Below are 20,975 nucleotides of genomic sequence, written 5' to 3' on the forward strand. Positions count from 1 at the left end.
GTTTGTGGGAGGAGACCAGCGGTATGACCGGTGCCCTGGCCGGCACCGACCGCGACCGACTGACCCGGGGCGGACTGGTACCCCTGACCACCGAGCAGGGCATGACACTGCTCGACACCGCACTGGAACGACCGGACGACGCGTTCCTGGTGGCCGCACAGCTGGACACCCGTGCTTTGCGGGGCATGGCCGAGGCCGGCACCCTCGCACAGGTGCTGCGCGGCGTCGTCGACGTGCCCGTGCGCGGTTCCGGCCAGCCGTCGGCGGGTGCCGCTCCGCTGCTCGGTCGCCTGTCAGGACTGCCTGAGCCGGAACGGGAGGCGGCGCTGCTGGAGCTGCTTCTCGAAGAGATCAGCGCGGTCCTCGGGCACGACTCGGCGCGCGCGATAGATCCGGAGCGCGGGCTGCTGGACATGGGTTTCGACTCGCTGTCCGCCCTGGAGCTGCGCAACCGGCTGACGGCCGCGACGCGTCTGCGGTTCCCCTCGACACTGGTCTTCGACCATCCGACGCCGCGGCGACTCGCCCGCCATGTGTCCGGGCTGCTGTCCCCGAACGGCGAAGAAGCGGTCGACGGAGTGGGCGGCAGTGGGCCGGACGGCGACGGCGACCTCCGCGCTGCCATCGCCGCGATTCCGCTGGCGCGGCTGCGGGAGGCGGGGCTCATGGACACGTTGCTGCGGTTGGCCGGGCGCGGACCCGTGTCCGCTGCGTCGGCGGCGAGTGACGAGGAGAGGATCGAGCACATCAAGGACGCCGCCTTGGACGACCTTGTCCGCATGGCTCTGGCGGATGGTGAGGAGTAGCGGGAGCGGCGGGGCGGGCCGACACGTCGGCCCGCCCCGGGGGCCTTCGCCAGCCCGGCGCATCCGCGACAGCGGGTGCGGGAGGGGCCCCGGAGGGGGCGTGCCCGACGTGCCGCCCGCCCCCCGCGCGCAACAGTGCCCGGGCCGAGCCCGGCCCGGGCTCACCGGAGGCTCTGGCTCCGGTTAAGGCGCGGGCCCACCCAGCCCAGCGCGGACCCGCACAAGCCGGGCCCATGCCCACCCCGGCCGGGCCACGCCCACCCGGGCCCGGCCGGGTGGGCGTGGCCGCACTACAGCACGGAGACAGCAAAAAGCCGACCCGTTCCGCAGGGAGGCCGACGAGTGGGGTGCGGGGCAGGGAGCCGAGCGCAGCGGAAGAGAGGTCTAAAAGAACGCAAATTCTGCTCGCATGGTGAAGAGCACGGTGCCGGGCAGTGGATAATGGACGGTCCAATCCGCGTCCACCAACTACCGCGAAGAGAGCTCTATGTTGGCGCGAGTCCTGCGCGACCCTGTACGAAGTCACCTTACACCATTGCTGCTCCTCGTGCTACTCCAGCTCGTGCAATCGGTGGCCACTCTCTATCTGCCGACGCTCAACGCCGACATCATCGACAACGGCGTACTGAAGGGGGACACGAACTACATCCTGCAGATCGGCGGTTGGATGCTGGCGGTGACGGTGTTGCAGGTCGCTTGTGCGGCCGGTGCGACCTATTTCGCCGCGTTCACCTCCATGGGTGTGGGGCATCACATCCGCGCCGCGGTCTTCTCGCGGGTGCAGCGCTTCTCCGCCCGGGAAATGGGGCGGCTGGGTACGTCGTCGCTGATCATGCGGACGACGAATGACGTGCAGCAGGTGCAGATGGTGGCCCTGCTGGCCCTCACGGTGATGGTCTCCGCACCGATGATGGGCATCGGCAGCATCGTCATGGCCCTCGGGCAGGACGTCCCGCTGTCGGGGCTGCTGCTGGCCCTGGTGCCGGTTCTCGGAATTTTGATCGCGCTGCTGATGAGGCGGATGCAGCCGTTGCAGCGTGCGGTGCAGCAGCGGATGGACACGATCAACCGGGTCATGCGCGAGCAGATCTCCGGTGTCCGGGTGATCCGCGCCTTCGTCAAGGACAGGCACGAGCAGCAGCGGTTCGGACAGGCGAACGAGGATCTGTTGGACGCGAGCATGCGGACCGGCCGGCTGATGGCTCTGATGGTCCCCGTCGTCATGCTGACGGTGAACGTGTGCAGCGTCGGTGTGGTGTGGTTCGGCGCACAGCGCATCGACAGCGGCGGCATGCAGATCGGTGCGCTGACGGCCTTCCTCAGCTACCTGGTCCAGATGCTGACCTCCGTCGTCCTGGCCACGTCGATGTTCATGCTGGTGCCGAGGGCGACGGTGTGCGCCGAACGCATCCAGGAGGTCCTGACCACGGAGCCGAGCATCGCTCCTCCCGCCGCGCCGCGGCGTGAGACGCACCGGGGCGGGCGCGTGGAGCTGCGGCAGGCCGGCTTCTTCTACCCGGGCGCCGAGGCGCCTGTGCTGCAGGATGTGGACCTGGTGGCCGAGCCGGGTGAGACGGTCGCCGTGATCGGGTCGACGGGCAGCGGGAAGAGCACGCTGCTGGGGATGGTTCCACGGCTGTTCGACGTGACGTCCGGGCAGGTGCTCGTCAACGGTGTGGACGTGCGGGAAATGGAGCCGGGCACGCTCACTTCCCGCATCGGGCTCGTCCCGCAGGCGGCGTACCTGTTCACCGGGACCGTCGCGTCCAACCTGCGGTACGGCAGGGCCGAGGCGACGGACGCGGAGCTGTGGGCAGCGCTGGAGGTGGCGCAGGCGAAGGACTTCGTCGAGCGGATGGACGACGGCCTCCAGGCGTCCGTCTCGCGCGGCGGCACCAACCTCTCCGGGGGGCAGCGGCAGCGGCTGGCCATCGCGCGGGCGCTGGTGCACCGCCCCGAGATCTTCCTCTTCGACGACAGCTTCTCCGCGCTGGACTACGCCACCGACGCGGCGCTCCGCGAGGCGCTCGCGTGGCACATCCCCCAGGCAACGGTGATCAACGTGGCGCAGCGGGTGAGCACGGTCCGTGAGGCCGACCGCATCGTGGTCCTCGATCAGGGCCGCGTGGTGGGTTCGGGCACGCACAGCGAATTGGCGGCGGCCAACGCCACCTACCAGGAGATTCTCGCGTCCCAGCGCACCGAAGAGGAGGCGGCATGAGCGCCAGGCAACCGGACTCGAAGCGCGGCTCATCGCAGGGCAGCGCCCTGATGCGGTTCGCCGGCAGCGGGGGGCCCGCGCAGCAGACGGCCGACTTCAAGGGGTCGGCCAAGCGCATGCTCGGCCTGCTCCGGCCTGAACGGCGCTTTCTCTACGGGGTGTTGATCCTCGGTCTCGTCGGCGTGTCGCTGACGGTCACCGGGCCGAAGCTGCTCGGACACGCCACCGACCTGGTCGTCGCGGGCGTCGTCGGACGGGGGATGTCCTCAGGGGTGTCCAAGGAGCAGGCGATCGACGGGCTGCGCGAGCAGGGCCGGGACGGTGTCGCCGACATGCTCGGGTCCGTCGACTTCGTGCCAGGGCAGGGCATCGACCTGGGGGCCGTGGGGCAGGTCGTACTGCTCGTGCTCGCGCTGTACGTGGCGTCGGGCGTGTTCGGCATCGTGCAGAGCCGCCTGATCACGGCGATCGTCCAGCGCACCGTGTTCCGGCTGCGCGAGGCCGCGGAGGCGAAGCTGTCGCGGCTGCCGCTGTCGTACTTCGACAAGCAGTCGCGTGGTGACGTTCTCAGCCGTACGACCAACGACATCGACAACATCCAGCAGACGCTGCAGCAGACGATGGGGCAGATCGTCACCTCGCTGCTGAGCATCGCCGGGGTCCTGGCGATGATGCTGTGGATCTCTCCGCTGCTCGCGCTGGTGGCGCTGGTCGTGGCGCCCTTGTCGGTGTATCTCACCAAGGTTGTCGGCAAGCGTGCGCAGGGGCAGTTCGTCCAGCAGTGGCGTTCGACGGGGAAGCTCAACGCGCACATCGAGGAGACGTACACCGGCTACGCGCTGGTGAAGGCGTACGGGCACGAGGACGAGTCGGCCGAGACGTTCCGCGAGGAGAACGACGCGCTGTTCACGTCGGGGTTCAGGGCCCAGGCGCTCTCCGGGATCATCCAGCCGATGATGATCTTCATCGGGAACTTCAGCTATGTGCTGGTGGCGGTCGCCGGCGGGCTGCGCGTCGCCTCGGGGGCGCTGTCGATCGGCGACGTGCAGGCCTTCGTCCAGTACTCGCGGCAGTTCAGCCAGCCGCTCACGCAGATCGCGAGCATGTCGAACCTGGTGCAGTCCGGAGTCGCCTCGGCCGAGCGCGTCTTCGAGCTGCTCGACGCGGAGGAGCAGTCACCCGACGGGGTGTGGGTGGCGCGGCAGGGCGCCCTCGGGCAGGTCTCGTTCGAGAACGTCTCGTTCCGCTACGAGCCCGAGCGGCCGCTCATCGACGGCCTGACGCTGTCGGTCGAGCCGGGGCAGACGGTGGCCATCGTCGGCCCGACGGGGGCGGGGAAGACCACCCTGGTCAACCTGCTCATGCGGTTCTACGAGCTCGACGGCGGCCGGATCACGCTGGACGGCGCCGACATCGCCGCGATGTCGCGGGAGAGCGTGCGGTCCCGCATCGGCATGGTCCTCCAGGACGCGTGGCTCTTCGGCGGCACCATCGCGGACAACATCGCGTACGGCAGTGAGAACGCCACGCGCCAGCAGGTCGAGGAAGCGGCACGGATGGCGTACGCCGACCGGTTCATCCGCACCTTGCCCCAGGGCTACGACACGGTGCTCGAGGACGAGGGGAGCGGGGTGAGCGCGGGGGAGAAGCAGCTCATCACCATCGCGCGCGCCTTCCTGTCCAACCCCTCGATCCTGGTCCTGGACGAGGCCACGAGCTCGGTCGACACCCGTACGGAGATGCTCGTCCAGCAGGCGATGAGCCAGCTGAGCACCGGTCGGACGAGCTTCGTGATCGCGCACCGGCTGTCCACCATCCGCAACGCGGACGTGATCCTGACGCTGGAGTCCGGCTCGATCGTCGAGCAGGGTACGCACGAGCAGCTGCTGGCGGCCCGGGGAGCGTACGCGCGGCTGTACGCGGCGCAGTTCCAGGAGGCGGCGACCGAAACCCAGTGAGCCGCGGCCGTGCGCCGGCGGCGGCACGATGTGCCGCGGCTCCTCCCCACGTGTGGCGGAGGGGCCGCGGCGCGGCGTCCCGCAGGTGGTGCGAGGCTCCGCTCAGCGCGGGTTCAGCCCGAACGCCGCCAGTACGCGCAGCCCGGGTCCACGAAGAGGAGCTCGTCCTCGATCCCGAACTTCTCCCGGTACTCGTGCACCGCTTCCTTGCAGGCGGGAATGGCGTAGTCGTCGATGATGACGTAGCCGCCCGTGGAGAGCTTCGGGTAGAGGTGGGTGAGCGCGTCCATGGTGGACTCGTACAGGTCGCCGTCCAGCCGCAGGACGGAGAGTTTCTCCACGGGCGCGTCGGGCAGGGAGTCGCGGAACCAGCCGGGCAGGAACCTGACCTGCTCGTCGAGCAGGTCGTAGCACCGGAAGTTGGCCTTCACCTGCTCCTCGGAGATGCCCAGCACACCGTTGTGGCGGTGCAGCGCCATCTTGTGGTCGACCGGGTGGCCGTCGTCGGCGACCTCGGGGATGCCCTCGAAGGAGTCGGCGACCCAGACCGTGCGGTCGGTCACGCCGTGTGCCTGGAGGACGGCGCGGGCGAAGATGCACGTGCCGCCGCGCCACACTCCCGTCTCGATGAAGTCTCCCGGCACGCCGTCGGCGAGAACCTGCTCGAGGCATTCGCGCACGTTCTGCAGACGTGCGAGGCCGACCATGGTGTGAGCCACGGAGGGCCAGTCCTGGCCCTGGGAGCGCATATCCTTGTCGTAGGACTCGTGCGCGTACCAGGGGCCTTGGGGCGGGTCTTCGTAGATGACGTTGGTGAGGACCTTCTTCATCAACTCGAGATAGTGGCTCGTGTCGTTCATCGATCACCCCTCAGTGGTGTCTGCGCGGTGCGGTCGGGACCACGCCGGGTGCCGGAGATCGACCGCGGAGCCGCCAGGCGGGACGCCTTCGGCGCGAAGCTATGGCGTCCCCCTAAAGCACCCCCAATCGATGGGTACGGCAATTATCCGGCCTGGCCACGACATGCTGCACAGGTCCCCGGATTTCCTCCTCGCCGGTGGCCGGAGGGGTTAGCCGAACTTAAGAGCTGTGGAAAAGCATGGCCTCACGAGTGGTGTGGCGAAACGCGCCCGCTTTTCTGCCCGGAGTTCGCGTCCAGGCCCGACGATCGGAGATTTCGGTTGCAGTGTGATGTCGTCGTCGTCGGTGGTGGTCCCACCGGGCTGCTGCTCGCCCGCGAACTGGCGCTGCACGGTGCGTCCGCCGTGGTGCTGGAGAAGGCGCCGGAACCGCGGACGGAACCCAAGGCGAACGGTCTCGTGGGACAGAGCGTCGAACTGCTGCACTATCGGGGGCTACTCGACCGCTTCCGCCCCGAGGCACAGTTCGTGGGCAGGGTACCCGCCTTCACGTTCGGTTCCGTACCGCTGCCGCTGGCGCGGCTCGGTGACAGCCCGTTGCAGTTGCTGGCCCTGCCCCAACCCCGATTGGAGGCCCTGCTCACGGAATGCGTGACGGAGCGGGGCGTTCCGATCCGGCGCGGCTGCGCGGTGGAGGGCCTGGCACAGGACCGCGACGGGGTGACCGTCCAGGTGCGCGGCCCGGAGGGAGAAGAACACGTCCGCGCCTCCTACGTGGTGGGCTGCGACGGTGCCCACAGCACGGTGCGCGAACGCGCCGGCATCGAGTTCCCCGGCACCACGAAACCGGACGTGACGAAGATCGGTCACGTGACGCTGCCGCCGGACATCGTCGCCGCGGACGGCAACGGGCTGGAACTCCCTCAGACCGGACCGCTGCCGCTGGGCTGGCGCCACACGGACCGCGGCCGGATCGGCGTGATGTCGACGCGGCCCGGCGTGCACATCGTCACCGTCACCGAGAACGACCCGGCCGGAGCCGATCCGGCGGCCCCGCTGACTCTTCAGGAGTTGCGCTCCAGCGCGGCGCGGGTGCTCGGTGAGGAAGTGCCGATGACCGCAGCGCACTGGCTGTCCCGCGTGGTGAACCAGAGCCGCCTCGCCGCCCGGTACCGCGCCGGGCGGGTGCTGCTGGCGGGTGACGCCGCGCACCTGTTCCCGGTCGGCGGGTCCTCGTTGAACGTCGGCATGACGGACGCGGTCAACCTGGGCTGGAAGCTCGCCGCGGTACTGCGTGACGGCCCCGCCGCGCTGCTGGACACCTATCACGACGAGCGGTATCCCGCAGCGGAGCGTACCCTGGCGCAAGCGGAGGGGCAGGCGGTGATGATGGCCTCTTCCGAGGAGGCCGCGGCGCTGCGCGAGCTGTTCGCCGAGCTGGTGTCGCACGACGCGGCGTTGCGCCACATCGCCGAGCTGATCCACGGGTCCGACATCCGTCACGGACAGCCCGGGCACGGGGAGGGCGCCGACGCGGACGCGCATCCGCTGGTCGGACGGCTGGTTCCCGATCTCGCCTTCGACGCGGAAGCAGGCGGTCCCTCCGGGGTGGCCGAACTGCTGGTCGAGGGGCGTCCCGTGCTGCTCGACCTCGCGGGCCGCACCGCGGTGGCGGAGGCCGGATCGCGCTGGGCGAAGCGGGTCGAGCCGGTCGCGGCGCGCTGTGCCGGTGCGGCGCCTGCCGACGCACTTCTGATCCGTCCCGACGGCTGGGTCGCGTGGGCGGCCGGATCAGGAGAGACGGACGCGGCGGTGCACGCCGGGCTGACCCGGGCCCTGCGCTTCTGGTTCGGCTCCCCGGACTGAGCGCCCCGGGCCCCGGGCGCCCCGGACGCACACCTCGGTGAGGGCGCGCGGAACCGGCACGCGAGCACGTCGGCCGGCGCACACGAACCGCTCTACCCGTTACTTGCCCGTACGGTTCCGGCCGCACCCCCTATCCGACTCCTGTCCATGCCGATCGGCGACAGTAGGGGCAGGTTAAGGGTGCCTGTCGCGGGACACCTCGGCGAGCATCTGTCGTGCCGACCGAAACCACAGGGCTCTTGCGGACGGGACCGACACCTCGTCGTGCGCAGACCCCTCACGCGGAAGGGGGACGCGTGCAGTTGGAGACACCCGAGCGGCTTGTCCGTGCGAGGGCTCGCCCGTGTCCTGCTTCCGTGCCGGCAGAGGGAGCCGCGCGCACCGAGCTGCCGCAGGCCCTGTGCGAGCCGGTGTCGGTGGCACACATGAGGCGCGGGTTCGCGCCGAATCCAGACACGGGGAAGGACCGAGGCAGATGTCATCACTGTCCGAAGCCCAGTTCGGACCGGCGGCGTCCGCAGCCGGAGCGCGCGTGGGGCGTGGCGGGCCGCCGCCCCTCCGCTCCCGGGGAGAACGCCGCACGCCGGAGGGGGTGCGCGATGAGGTATGAGCTGCTGGGCACACTCCGCGTCGCCGAGGGGGACGAGGTGCGCACCCTCGGTGCCCGCAAGATCGAGACCGTGCTGGCCGTACTGCTGATCCGCGCCGACCAGGTCGTGACGTTCGAACAGATCATGACCGAGGTCTGGGGCGACGACCTGCCGCGGCGGGCCACAGCGGGCCTCCACGTCTACATATCGCAGCTGCGCAAGTTCCTCAGCCGGCCAGGGCACCGGGAGAACCCCGTGGTCACCCGCACCTCCGGGTACACCCTGCGCACGGACGACGACGAACTCGACTTCCGCGTCTTCCTCGACAAGGTCAAGCAGGGCAGGGCCCGCGTGCGCGAGGAGCAGCACGAGGAGGCCGTCGAGTGCTTCGAGGAGGCGCTGCGGCTGTGGCGCGGGCCGGTACTGGGGGACCTGCAGAACGGCCCCATCGCCGACGGGTTCGCGGCATGGCTGGAGGAGACCCGCCTGGAGTCGGTGGAGGTGCTCGGGGAGACGCAGCTCCAGCTGGGCCGGCACCGCGAGCTGGTGGGCTGGCTCTACTCGTTGACGACGGAGCACCCCTTGCGGGAGACGTTCTACCGGCAGCTCATGCTGGCGCTGTACCGCTCGGAGCGGCAGGCCGACGCGCTGCGCGTCTACCAGACGGCACGTGCGCGGCTGAACGAGGAGCTGGGACTGGAGCCGTGCAGGGCGCTCCAGTCCCTCCACCAGTCGATCCTCACCGCCGACGCCCGGCTCGACCCCCAGGCGCAGCCGGTCTCCGCCTGACCACCGGCCCCGGGCGCCGGGCGGAGACCGGGCGGTCCGGGCTCATCCGGCCGGGCCCGTGGGGCGAGGGGCGCCCGCGAGGCGGCGGCGTACCGCCAGCGCGCCCCTCAGCAGGCCGATGACGGCGGCCGGCACGGAGCGCTTCGCACGCATGCGCAGCAGGGTGGCCACGCACCACAACTGCGTCTCCCGCACGTGGTGCGGTGCTCCGTGCAGGTCGTCGAGTTCCAGCGTGCGGCAGTCGGCCACGCACTCGGCGAGGGTGCGCGGATCGGCGGGCGGGATGATCTCGTCCCGCCCGCTGGCCACGTAGCCCACGGGGATCCCCAGCCCGGACAGCTGCTTGTGGGACAGGGCGAACCCGGCGAGCTCCTCCCGGAGGGCGCCGCCGGAGGCGCCAGTCAGGTGAGCCAGCGTGTCGACGGTGATCCGCGGCACGCGCGGCCACCAGTCGGGGTCGGTGAAGAACGCCTCCACGGGCGCCCCCGTGGTGACGATGCCCCGGATCCTGTCGTCCTCCGCTGCGCACCGCAGCGCCAGGTTTCCGCTGAAGCTCAACGCCATCGCGTACGTCTGCGACACGTCGGCGCGGTCGGCGAGCGCGTCGAGGACGCCACTGAGCATCCGCCAGCTGTCCGGCTCGTACCGCTGCGCGTTCTCGCCGACACCGGGAAGCTCGGTGACGAGGGCGGCGAAGCCCTGCCGCGCCAGCCGGGTGAGCGCGGGCCCCCACTGCTCCTTGACGGTCACGATACCGCCCATGACCACCAGCAGCGGGGCCCTCCGTGCGCCGTCGAGCCCCGCGGCCCAGCACGCGACCCGTCCGCCGGGCAGGTCGAGTTCCAGACGTTCGATGCCGGACCCCTGCGACCTCCACTGCTCGTACACGCGCACGCAGCGGTCCTGCGCGTCCTGGCGTGCCGGTCCGTCGACGTACGGGAAGCGGGCCATGGCGTAGTGCCGGCCGGCCTCCAGCAGCCGTCCGCCGCGCTCGTGCGCCTCACCCGCCCTGACCCACTCGCCCACCCACGAGCCCGGTGCGTCGCCCTCGTCGGTCCGGATCCCGGCCAGCAGCTCTTCCTGGCCGGGTATCTGCTGGCCGCGGGCGTGCACGACGACGAACCGCTTCAGCTCCTCCACCTCGTTCACGAGCCCACCGCCTCCTGGCGGGCGGCGGTGTCCGTGCCGCCGTCCTCCTCGCCGTCGCCGTCCGCGAAAGCCTCCAGCGCGTACTTCATCTCGGCGAGTACGTCCGCCGCCTCCGCCCCGTCGAGGACCCGGTGGTCGAAGGTCAGCGACAGCGGCAGCACCGGTGCGACAGCGGGCGCTCCGTCGCGCACGACGGGCCGGTCGGCGATGCCGCCCAGCCCGAGTGTGATCGTCGTGCCGCCGACGGAGTGGAACGAGGTGACGGGCCGGTGGCCCAAAGAGGACACCGAGAACGTTCCGTTGGTGGCGATCCTGCGGTGCAGCGGACGGGTGGCCAGGCGGTAGACGAGCCGTCCGAGGGGCACCGGCAGACGCTGCAAGGAGCGCACACCCGCGAACTCGGGCAGCTGCTCGGCATCGCCTTCACGGTGGTGGGCGATGCGCTGCCCGATCTCCTCGAGGCTCAGCCGCTGCAGGTCGGGCAGTACCGCGGCGAGCACGACGCGGCGTCCGTTGAGCCTCTTGTCCAGCGCGAGCTTCCCGGCCACCGTGGGGTAGCGGGTGACGCGGGGCCGCAGCAGGCCGCGCATCGCGGCGTTCGCCTCGGGGTGAGCGGCCAGCACGCGTGCGGCGACGTACAGCACGTACGCCACCGTCGGTGCGTTCCCGCCCGCTTCGCGCGCCGCACGCTGGTGGCGCCGCACCGCGCTCATGTCGACGTCGGCGCCGAGGAACACCGGCGAGAAGCCGCGGATCTCCCGGAGGAAGTGGGCGGTGTGCCGGCGTTCCCTGGGGAAGGGTTCCACCCTCATGTTCCGTGCTCCCGTCATGCGTCGACCGCCAGCTTGTGCACGTCGCGCAGTGTGCTCGCCTGTAGCGCGTCGGCGAGCAGGACGCGCCGCCCGGCCTGCTGTTCCAGTGCCGTCACCAGGGTCAGGAGGAACATCGAGTCCCATCCGGGGAGTTCGTCGACGTTCCGGTCGGCGTCGTGCGTGGTGACGTCCAGTCCGAGTTCCCGGGAGACGAAGTCGAGGAACTCGTCGAGCGTGGTCACTGGGGGCTCCTTTCACAGCTCTTCGTGAGGTGCAAAGCTCTCCGTGAGGTGCACGTGCGGCGGTGGGGCCGGCACGTGGTGCAGGTCGTGGCGGAAGGCGGCCGTGGTCCCGTCGTCCGCGACCTCGGTGAAGCCGTGCGCGGTGTAGAGGCCGGCGACCTTGCCGTTCTTCGCGGTTCTGCGGTACGTGCCGGCCACCGAGGTGGCACCGGTCTGCCGCGCGTGCCGCAGCACGGACGACAGGCAGGTCTGCTCGATGCCGCGGGCGAAGACCCGGCAGCTGAGCACGAAGTTGTCGATGTGCAGCCGCTCCCGCTCGCGGCGCAGGAAGAGCGCGCCGACGAGCCCGTTGTCCCCGAAGCGGTCGCTGCTGTGCACGGCGAGCACCTGCGTGTCTTTCGCGGCGATCAGCTCACCCACTTCGGTGGGCTGCATACGCACCGTGGTCATGTTGAACTGGTTGGTGCGCAGCGTCAGCTGGGACACCCGGGGCAGCTCCGCGGGGCCGGGCGCCGCCAGCCGTACGCTCACCTCCAGTTCCCGCAGGTAGTCCTCGACGGAGGAGAAGCCGTCGAGGAAGTCCCTGCGGTCGGCCTCCTGCCGGTAGCGGGAGACGCGCGCGTGGTCCTCCGAGGTCAGGCGCAGGGAGTCGAACCAGCCGTCGCGCAGCAGGTGTGTGACGTGCAGCGCCGGCTCGTCGTCCACCGCGACCACCGTGACGTCCGGCAGCTCCCGCCGCACCAGCTCACGCTCGTAGGCGCTGTCGTCGACGAAGACGAAGGCGTCCGTGCCGAGGTTCAGTGCCGCGGCCGTCTCCGCGAGGGCCTCGTGCTTGGGCCCCCAGCTGGCGGCGATCCGCACGAAGTGCTCCTCGCCGAGTCTCATATCCGGGTGCTCGCGCAGCACCCGGCGTACGGGTTCGACGTCGTTCTTGCTGGCCGCCGCCAGCAGCACACCCTGCGAGGCGAGCTGTTCGACGACGCGCTGGAACGCGGCGAAGGCCTCACCGCGGTAGCTGCCGGAGACCTCGATCCCGTCAGGGCCGTCGTCACCGAGGACGCCGCCCCACACCGTGCCGTCCAGGTCGAGGACGAGGACCTTCTTCGTGCTGCCCGCCACGTGCCGTGCGAGGTGCCCCACCTCGCGCGCGTACTCCGCCAGCAGCGGGGGAGAGAGCCGGGCCTTGGCGTACACGCTCAGCCGCACGTCCTCCGCCGCGACGCCGCACGCCACGAGTGGATCCAGGTCGAGCACGGCGAGGGAGGGGCGGTCCTCGGCGAGCCGCAGCAGGCCGGTGTTGAACTCGCGCCACACCGCGCCGAGCCGTGCGCGGGAGCGGTGGTCGACAAGCTGCGCGGTGAAGCGCCGGGGCAGCGGGACGGTGTTGAGGACCAGCGTGCCGTCACACGAGTCGGCGAACCGGTCGGCCAGCCCCGCCAGCAGGGCGAGCTTCTCCGCCGCCACGCGCTCCACGTCGGCCGGCTGCCACGGCGTCGCCACCTCGTCGAAGACGACGGCCGCGTCCAGCACGCACAGCGCCACCTCCGGCCGGGACGCGTACAGTCCGCTGCCGGGGTCGCCCAGGTCGAAGACGTAGCTGTCGAAGTCGGAGAGCCGCGCCCGCAGCAGCAGTCCGTGCCGGGCGAGCTCGGCCGTCAGTGCGGGAAGCAGAGCGCCCAGCGTCCCGTGGCCGGTCACGGCCACGGTGAGCGCGGGGACGGCCGGGTGCGCGGCGACGACCCGGTCGGGGTCCAGACGGCTGAGGAGGTTCCCCGCCCTGAGCAGCTCGGGCCCCGACATCTCGGCGAGCAGCCGCTTGACCTCAGGGTAGCGGGGGACGAGTTCGTCCTGCCGGTGCATCCGCAGCAGCACGTCCGACGGGGAGTCGGCGCCCCCGTCGGCGGGGGCAGCAGGTTCGGCGGCCATGTGCTCAGCACACCTCCAGCGCGAAACCGGCTTTGATCCACTTGCTGGACTCCACCGCGATGCCGACGGCGCGGTCACCCTCCCGCATCCGGCTCAGTGCCTGCTCCAGCTGGAACCAGGGGGCCGCGTTGCCGGTGTTGCCGATGTCCGCGACGAGGCTCACCTCGGTGGCGCCCGGCAGGTCAAGACCGGCGACGATACGCTCCGTCATCCTGCCGCCGAGCTGCGGAGGCAGCAGGAAGTCCACATCGGTCTCCTTCCAGTCCAGCTCGTCGAGGAGCTCGTCGAGGACTTCGCACGCCATGGGCGGTACGGATTCCTCGATGGCCTTGTAGTCCTCACGGACGGCCTGCCGGTCGGTGTGCCGGTCGGCGCGGCCGAACCACTCGACGAGCTGCCCGGGTTCACGCCCCAGGCCCACCAGTCGCTGCGTGACCCCGCGGAGCACGGGCGTGCCGGGCAGCGGATCGGTGCCGAGCACCACCGCCCCGGCGCCGTCGCCGAAGAGCACGCCGTTGATCTGCTCGGACGCCGGCAGGCCGGCGACGTCGACCGTCAGATCGAGATGCTTGGCGCAGCTCTCGGCTCCCACGACGAGGGCGGTACGGCGGCCGCCGGCCGACAGCATCGTGCGGGCGAGTTCCAGGGCCTGGAGCGCGCCGCAGCAGCCGGACTGGAGTTGGTAGGTGGGCACGCCGTCGACGCCGAGGCGGTCGGCGACGACGTTGACCGTCGCGGGCATCAGCAGGTCGGGTGAGGCGGTGCTGAGCACCATCAGATCGATGTCGCCGGCCCGCAGGCCCGCGGTCTGAAGCGCCCGCGAGGCCGCGGCCTCGCCCATGTCGGCCAGCGACCAGCGCACCTGCCCGGTCTCCAGGTCGGTGGCCAGGTGGCGGCGGCGCGTTCCCACGAAGGTGTCGATCCACTCCTCCCACACCGGCGGCATGGAGAACCGCCGCGTCAGTTCCGCGTTGTCCACCGGTGGCCCGGGGAGCACGGTCCCAGCAGCGAGGACGTGGATGTCGCGACGGTCCATTCTCTTCCTTCCCGATGTCGGTTGCCAGGTTCGTCCCGCTGCCTAAAGCCGCCCTAGTCGAGGGCTCACGGCGCACACGGGCCCGCCCCGATCCCGTGCGCTTCGGCGCGCTGCCGGTCCGGTGGCACGTGTCAGGTGCTGCCTGTGCCGGCGGCGGGTGCGGTGGCACGCGGCAGGTGCCGCCTCAGCCCGCCGCCGGGCCGAACCACCGTTCCAGCGCGGCGCGCAGTCCGGCGTGGTCCGAGTCCGCGTCGCCGCCGTCGGCTGCCCAGGCGACGCGCCCGTCGGGGCGCAGCAGCACCGCGCGCGCACCGATGCGCTCGGTGGGCTCCGCGACGACGACGTCGACCCTGTCCCGCCAGCCGCCGACGTCGGCCGACTCGGACGCCGCGCCGGTCAGTGCGAGGAGGACCCCGTGCCCCGGCAGCAGGAGCCGCGCCAGGCTGGTCTCCTCGCCGTCGGCGGTGCGGAGTGGAATGTCGCCCGGCCGCTGTCCGGTGAGGGCGTGCGCTCGCGGCCCGCCGTTCTCGCCGTCCTCGCCGTCCTCGCCGTCCTCGCCGTCCTGGCCGTCACGGCTGTCCTGGCCGTCCTCGCCGGCGGGTCCGAGGGGATACCGGCTGTCGAGGCCGCCGACGGTCCGCACGAGGTGCGCGTTGACGTCGTCGTACTCGATCAGTTCGCGCAGCAGCTCGCGCACGGGGGCGGCCCGGTCACCGGGCTGCATCAGCGCGGCCTGCGCGCCCGTGACGGAGCAGGTGCGGGCACCGACCGGGCGCCGTTCGCTGTCGTAGGTGTCCAGCAGGCCCGCCGGAGCCCGTCCTCGCATGTCGGCGGCCAGCTTCCAGCCGAGGTTGACCGCGTCCTCGATGCCGGTGCTCAGGGCCAGTCCGCCCAGCGGGAACTGGATGTGTGCGGCGTCCCCGGCCAGGAACACGGACCCGCTGCGGTAACCGTCCGCCTGCCGCGCCCTGTTGAACCACCGGTCGAGCCAGTGCGGCTTGTCCAGAGTGATGTCGTCACCCGTGATCCGCCGGGCCAGGCGGCGCAGCTCCTCGACGGTGGCCGGCGTGTCGGGATCCGGCGGCCTCACCCCGAACTCCCCGACGGTGACCCGCAGGGTGGAGGGACTGGTGGGCGCCACCGTGAACAGCCCGTCGGCGTACTGGTGCGCGCCGAGGCGCCCGAACAACTCGTCGGTGATGTCGAAATCCCCGACGAGCCCGTAGAACGGCGTCTCCCGCCCGGGAAAGGCGATGCCCGCCGCCTCTCGCACGGTGCTCGCCTCGCCGTCGCAGCCCACCAGATAGCGGCATTGCAGCGTCTGTTCGGCGCCGTCCGCGCGCACCCGCACCCGCACGCCGCCGCTCTCGTCGTCCTGCGTGACACCGGTGATCCGGTGCCCCCGGCGGATGTCGGCGCCCGCCTCGACGGCACGCTCCTCCAGACGGTACTCCAGCCGGGTCTGCGCCACCATGAAGTTGTACGCGCGCTGCTCCGGCAACCTCGCCGGGTCCAGCGGCAGGTGGGCGAAGAACGCCTGTGGCAGCTCCATGCCTTCCCCGCGGAGCGCTTCCATGACGCCGCGCTGCGTGAGCAGTTCCACGACGGTCGGGTTGATGGCCATGCCCGGGGAGGTCGTGCGCGGCTCACCCCGCTGTTCGAGCACGACGGTCCGCACGCCCGCTTCGCTCAGCTCGCCTGCGAGCATCAGTCCTACGGGTCCTGCGCCGGCGACGGCGACGATGGGACGCATGCAACTCTCCTCGGTTCTGGGCCGTTCAGGGGGTCTGGCACGTGTGGGACGGGCGGCGGGATCGCTCACGACTCGGTCAGGGGGCCCGCTGTGGGGCCCGTGGTGGGGCCCGCCGCAGGATCCGCCGCGGGGGGAGGGCTGTGGGTGGCGAGTTCCGCACTCAGGTGGAGGGCCAGCGCCTGCGGCGTCGGGTGGTCGAAGACCGCGGCCGGTGTCAGCGCGAGCCCGGACTGCCGGATTCCGGAGCTCAGTTCGAGCGCGCTCATCGAGCTGAGCCCCAGCTCGAACAGGTTCGCGTCGGCGTCGAGTGCCTCTGCCGCCAGCCCCAGGACGGCAGCGGTACGGGTGCGTATCTCCTCCAGCAGCACGCCCGGCCGCTCGGCCTCGGGGGTCTCCCGCAGCCGCCGCAGCAGCAGGGAGTCCGGCGGTGTGCCGTCAGGGGCGGCCTGCGCGCCCGCCACCTCCCGCAGCAGCGGGTCGACACCGGCGCCGGCCGTCGCGGAGACGAACCGTTCCCAGTCCACCTCGGCCACGGTCAGCAGCGGCTCGTCGTCCTGGTGCGCGGCGTGCGCCAGCACGTCCATGGCGAGATCGGGCACCGTGGTACCCAGCCCCGCCGACGCGAGGGCGCCGTCCGCGTCCGTCCCGGCACCGGCCGCGCCACCCGACACGGTCCCGGCCGAGGGCACCGGCGCGTACGGGCCCCAGGAGACCAGCAGCCCCGGGAGGCCCCGCGCACGGCGGCGCCGCATCGCCGCCTCCACCAGCGCGTGGGCGAAGACCGCACGATCCGGTGACACCGCGTCCGTGGGAGCTTCCCCGCCCCGCAGGGGGAGGCCGAGGCCGGGCGCGGGGCGCAGCACGGCGAAGGCGTCCAGCTGTACGTCGGCGGCCAGCTCCTCAAGGATGCGCACAGCCGCCTCTGCCGCCTCTGCCGCCTCTGCCGTCTCGGCCGCTCCGGCGTCCACCACGCCCGTCAGCGGCCCGTGTCCACCGTCGGCCGGCTCCAGCAGCCGTGCCAGGGCCTCACGGTCGGTCGGCCGGGCGGTGGTGTACCTCCAGGTCGCGCCGAGCTCGTCCAGGGCGGTGGTCAGCTCCTTGACCTCCGCGCTGCTCTCCTCGGCCGCGCCCGCCAGCAGCAGGTGCGCGGCGCCGTGCGCGGCGAGCCACCGAGCAGCGGCCGCGCCGAGGACCGTGTCCGCACCGACTACCAGCACGCTGCCCCGCGGCTGCCAGGAACGGGACGGCGGCGCGTCGGACAAGGCGATGCGCGTCAGCCGCGGTGCGTGGACCCCGGTGTCACGGACCGCCACCTGGTTCTCCCCGCTGGCGCGGCCGAGTACCGCGGACAGCAGCCGGCCGCCGCCCTCCGTCAGGGCGAGCGGCAGATCGACCGCGCCGCCCCACAGCTCGGGGCTCTCCACCGCGAGTGCGCGCCCCGCCGCCCACGCACGCGCCTGCGAGGGATCGGCCGACGGGTCGCCGCACGGGACGGGCACGGCACCGCGGGTGGCGAGCCACAGAGGCGCGCGCACTCCGGCGTCCTTCATCGCCCGGGCGATCAGCGCCGTCCGATCCCGCTCGCCGCGCTGCCGGTCGGTGCCCGCGCCCCGCTCCGGGTGGGGCCCCGCATCCTGCTCCGCGTGGGGCCGCGCTGCGTGCGTTGCTCCGGATCCCGCTTCGAGCGCCGCGAGCCAGAGCGCCCCGGCAACAGGGCCCGTTCCGGTGCCCGCGCAGTGGCGCAGCGCCCCGGTCAGCGTTTCCGTACGGCCGTCCGGATCGCTTCCGCGAAGAGGCCCGACGGGCACCTGTACGGTCTGTGCCCCCGCCTCCCTCAGTGCCGCGTCGGCCGCAGCCACCAGCGGGTCCCCGGACGCCTCTTCGGGTACGAGGAGCAGCCAGCTGTCCCGCAGCGGCGCGGGCGGGGCCTCCATGGCCGACTGGGTCCAGCGTGTCCGGTAACCCCAGGTGTCCCGCCGGCGCCAAGCGGAGAGGTTCGGCAGCACCGTCCGCAGCGAAGCCCGCTGCTCCGAGGTGAGGCCGAGCGCGGCGGAGAGCCGGTCGAGGTCGGTGGTCTCGACCGCCTGCCAGAAGACATCCTCCGTGCGGTTCGTGTGCTCCGCAGCCGGCTGCTCCAGCCAGTGGCGCTGCCGCTGGAAGGGGTAGGTCGGCAGCTCCACGTGCCGCCCCGAGGACGGCCCGAACACACGTGCCCAGTCGACGCGGTGGCCGGACCCGTGCAGTCGGCCCAGCGCGGTGAGCAGCGTGCGCTTCTCGGACCGCCTGGCACGCAGCAGCGACATCGTCACCGGTTCGGCGTCGTCGTCGGGCACGCAGTCCCGGGCCAGCGGGGCCAGCGTGGCGTCAGGACCGAGTTCCAGATAGCGGGTCACGCCCCGCTCGTGCAGCGTGCGCACGCAGTCGGCGAACCTCACCGTACGGTGCACGTGACCGGCCCAGTGCTCGGGCGAGCCCAACTCCTCGTCCGCCGCGACGCGTCCGGTGACACCGGTGACGACGGGGATGCGCGCGGGGGAGTACGACAGGGTGCGTGCGACGGCGCGGAAGCCGTCGAGCATGCCCTCCATGTGCGGGGAGTGGAAGGCGTGGCTCACGTTCAGCGCCCGCGTCCTGTGCCCCCGCCCCTTCCACAGGGCGGCGAGCTCCGCGACGGCGTCCTCGTCGCCCGAGACCACCGTGGCGCGCGGCCCGTTGACCGCGGCGACCGCGACCCGCCCCTCGTAGTCGGCGAGGGAGGCGCGTACGTCGTCCTCGGCCGCACGTACCGACACCATCGCCCCGCCGGGCCGCCCCCGCTCCGCCATGAGCCGGCCGCGCGCCGCGACCAGGGTGCACGCGTCGGGCAGCGACAGGACGCCCGCCACGTGGGCCGCGGTGATCTCGCCCAGTGAGTGGCCCGCGACGAGGTCGGGAGCGACGCCGAAGGACTCGGCGAGGCGGAACTGCGCGGTTTGCAGGGCGAACAGCGAGGCCTGCGTGTAGAGGGTGGTGTCGAGCAGCTGGGCATGCGGCTCCGCGGGGCCGGCGAACGCCACGTCGCGCAGGGGCCGTTCGAGCTCGGGGCCGAGCAGGTCGCAGATCTCGTCGTACGCCTCGGCGTACACGGGAAAGGCTTCGTAGAGCTCACGGCCCGCCCCCGGACGCTGGCTGCCCTGCCCGGAGAAGAGGAAGGCCGAGGAGCCGCCCGGCCGGACGGTGTCGACGACGAGGGACGGGTCGGGCTCGCCCCGCGACAGTGCCTCCAGGCCGCGCAGCAGTGCCGTACGGTCCTCGCCGATCACCACGGCCCGCCGGCCGAAGTGGGTGCGGCTGGTCGCCAGGGCTCTGGCGACCTCGGCCGGGTCGAGCGCGGGATCCGCCAGTACGCGGTGGCGCAGCTGTGCGGCCTGGCTGCGCAGCGCCTGCTCGTCGCGGGCCGAGATGGCCCAGGCCACCGGGCCGCTCACGCTCGGGGTGGTGGCGTCGCCGGACTCGGAGTCGTCGCACTCCGGCTCCGCCGCCGAGTCCTGCGGGGGTGCGGGTGGGGCTTCGAGGATGAGATGGGCGTTGGTGCCGCTGATGCCGAAGGAGGAGACCGCAGCCCGGCGAGGGTGCCCCGTCTCGGGCCACTGAGTCGACTCGGTCAGCAGCCGCACCGCACCCGTGGACCAGTCCACGTGCGGGGTGGGCTCGTCCACGTGCAGTGTGCGCGGGAGCATGCCGTGCCGCATCGCCTCCACCATCTTGATCACACCCGCCACACCGGCGGCGGCCTGCGTGTGCCCGATGTTCGACTTCACCGAGCCCAGCCACAGCGGCCGATCCGCCGGCCGGCTGTGCCCATACGTCGCCAGCAGCGCCTGCGCCTCGATCGGGTCGCCCAGTGTGGTGCCCGTACCGTGCGCCTCCACGACGTCGACATCCGTTCCGGTCAGCCGGGCGTCGGCCAGGGCCTGCCGGATGAGGCGCTGTTGCGAGGGTCCGTTCGGAGCCGTCAGACCGTTGCTCGCCCCGTCCTGATTGACCGCGCCGCCACGGACGACGGCCAGCACCGGATGCCCCTGCTCGCGGGCCGTGGAGAGACGTTCCAGCAGCACGACCCCGGCACCTTCGGCCCAGCCCGCGCCGTCCGCGGCGGCGGCGAAGGACTTGCACCGCCCGTCCGGCGCCAGCCCACGTTGCCTGCTGAACTCCACGAACACCCCGGGCGTCGCCATCACCGTCACACCACCGGCCAGCGCCGCCCCGCACTCGCCCCGGCGGATCGCCTGGCAGGCGAGGTGGAGGGCCACGAGCGACGAGGAGCAGGCGGTGTCCACCGTCACCGCGGGGCCCTCAAGACCGAGCGTGTAGGAGATCCGCCCCGAGGCCACGCTGCCCGCGCTGCCGTTGCCGAGATATCCCTCGAACCCCGCAGGCGGGCGCGGGTACATCCGCGATGCGTAGTCGTCGTACATCACGCCCATGAAGACGCCCGTGGCGCTGCCCCTCAGGGATGCCGGGACGACACCGGCCCGCTCGATCGCCTCCCAGGCCGTCTCCAGCAGCAGCCGCTGCTGCGGGTCGATCGCGGTCGCCTCGCGGGGACTGATCCCGAAGAAGTGCGCGTCGAAGTACGCGGCGTCGTGCAGGAATCCGCCCTCGCGGCTGTACGACGTGCCCGTCCGCTCGGGGTCCGGATCGTAGAGCTGGTCGAGGGGCCAGTCGCGGTCGGTGGGGAACTCCGAGACCGCGTCGGTGCCCTCGCTCACCAGCCGCCACAGCCCCTCCGGGCTCCGCACGCCCCCGGGGTAGCGGCAGCTCGCCGCGACGATCGCGATCGGCTCCCGATCGGCCTCCTCCAGCTCCTCCAGCCGCCGCCGGGTGCGGTGCAGGTCGCCCGTGACCCACTTGAGGTAGTCGACGAGCTTGTCCTGGTCGGTCACGTCCATTGTTGATCCTCAAATCCGTCTGCTGAGCTCGCCGGC

At 72.0% G+C, this 20,975-nt stretch carries 13 protein-coding genes; 5 read left to right on the plus strand and 8 right to left on the minus strand.

Annotation, left to right across the window (positions count from 1 at the left end; genetic code table 11):
- The 3 genes from DTL70_RS29400 to DTL70_RS29410 form a co-directional block, all read left to right on the plus strand.
- The coding region (locus DTL70_RS29400) for an acyl carrier protein (RefSeq protein WP_220183671.1) at positions 1-806 on the plus strand (806 nt) is incomplete at its 5' end.
- 487 nt (positions 807-1,293) lie between these two features.
- Positions 1,294-3,027 (plus strand): ABC transporter ATP-binding protein, encoded by a 1,734-nt coding sequence (locus DTL70_RS29405; protein WP_114025052.1) that lies wholly within the window; start codon positions 1,294-1,296, stop codon positions 3,025-3,027.
- A 50-nt stretch (positions 3,028-3,077) separates the two neighbouring features.
- Complete coding sequence (locus tag DTL70_RS29410) at positions 3,078-4,985, plus strand: ABC transporter ATP-binding protein (protein ID WP_245980005.1); 1,908 nt, start codon at positions 3,078-3,080, stop codon at positions 4,983-4,985.
- A gap of 113 nt (positions 4,986-5,098) precedes the next feature.
- On the opposite strand, the gene DTL70_RS29415 is transcribed toward DTL70_RS29410, so the two are convergent.
- Positions 5,099-5,845, minus strand: coding sequence for a TylF/MycF family methyltransferase (locus tag DTL70_RS29415; protein ID WP_114025054.1), 747 nt, complete (start codon positions 5,843-5,845; stop codon positions 5,099-5,101).
- A gap of 321 nt (positions 5,846-6,166) precedes the next feature.
- Between DTL70_RS29415 and DTL70_RS29420 the strand changes: the two genes are divergently transcribed.
- Together DTL70_RS29420 and DTL70_RS29425 are read left to right on the plus strand one after the other, a co-directional pair.
- The gene (locus tag DTL70_RS29420) at positions 6,167-7,711 is read left to right on the plus strand and encodes an FAD-dependent oxidoreductase (RefSeq protein ID WP_181861131.1); all 1,545 of its coding nucleotides are present in this window, start codon (positions 6,167-6,169) and stop codon (positions 7,709-7,711) included.
- Positions 7,712-8,310: 599 nt separating this feature from the next.
- Entirely contained in the window at positions 8,311-9,090 is a 780-nt protein-coding gene (locus DTL70_RS29425) for an AfsR/SARP family transcriptional regulator (protein WP_114025055.1), read from the plus strand.
- Positions 9,091-9,132: 42 nt separating this feature from the next.
- Here the strand turns inward: DTL70_RS29425 and DTL70_RS29430 are convergent, their stop codons facing one another.
- The 7 genes from DTL70_RS29430 to DTL70_RS29460 all read right to left on the minus strand — a co-directional run bounded on the left by DTL70_RS29430 (position 9,133) and on the right by DTL70_RS29460 (position 20,939).
- Positions 9,133-10,239, minus strand: a complete 1,107-nt coding sequence (locus DTL70_RS29430; RefSeq protein WP_114025056.1) for an alpha/beta fold hydrolase — start codon at positions 10,237-10,239, stop codon at positions 9,133-9,135.
- Entirely contained in the window at positions 10,236-11,051 is an 816-nt protein-coding gene (locus DTL70_RS29435) for a 2-oxo acid dehydrogenase subunit E2 (RefSeq protein ID WP_114025057.1), read from the minus strand. The genes DTL70_RS29430 and DTL70_RS29435 overlap by 4 nt, the downstream gene beginning before the upstream one ends.
- A 14-nt stretch (positions 11,052-11,065) precedes the next feature.
- Entirely contained in the window at positions 11,066-11,293 is a 228-nt protein-coding gene (locus tag DTL70_RS29440; RefSeq protein ID WP_114025058.1) for an acyl carrier protein, read from the minus strand.
- A 12-nt stretch (positions 11,294-11,305) separates the two neighbouring features.
- Positions 11,306-13,219, minus strand: a complete 1,914-nt coding sequence (locus DTL70_RS29445) for an HAD-IIIC family phosphatase (RefSeq protein WP_114025059.1) — start codon at positions 13,217-13,219, stop codon at positions 11,306-11,308.
- 4 nt (positions 13,220-13,223) lie between these two features.
- Complete coding sequence (locus tag DTL70_RS29450) at positions 13,224-14,255, minus strand: 3-oxoacyl-ACP synthase III family protein (RefSeq protein ID WP_114025060.1); 1,032 nt, start codon at positions 14,253-14,255, stop codon at positions 13,224-13,226.
- Positions 14,256-14,439: 184 nt separating this feature from the next.
- Positions 14,440-16,008: an FAD-dependent monooxygenase gene (locus DTL70_RS29455; protein ID WP_114025061.1), complete on the minus strand. Its 1,569-nt coding sequence runs from the start codon at positions 16,006-16,008 to the stop codon at positions 14,440-14,442.
- 65 nt (positions 16,009-16,073) lie between these two features.
- Positions 16,074-20,939: a type I polyketide synthase gene (locus DTL70_RS29460; protein WP_114025062.1), complete on the minus strand. Its 4,866-nt coding sequence runs from the start codon at positions 20,937-20,939 to the stop codon at positions 16,074-16,076.
- Positions 20,940-20,975: the final 36 nt, after the last annotated feature.

It is taken from the genome of Streptomyces diacarni (assembly GCF_003323715.1).
Lineage (GTDB): Bacteria > Actinomycetota > Actinomycetes > Streptomycetales > Streptomycetaceae > Streptomyces > Streptomyces diacarni.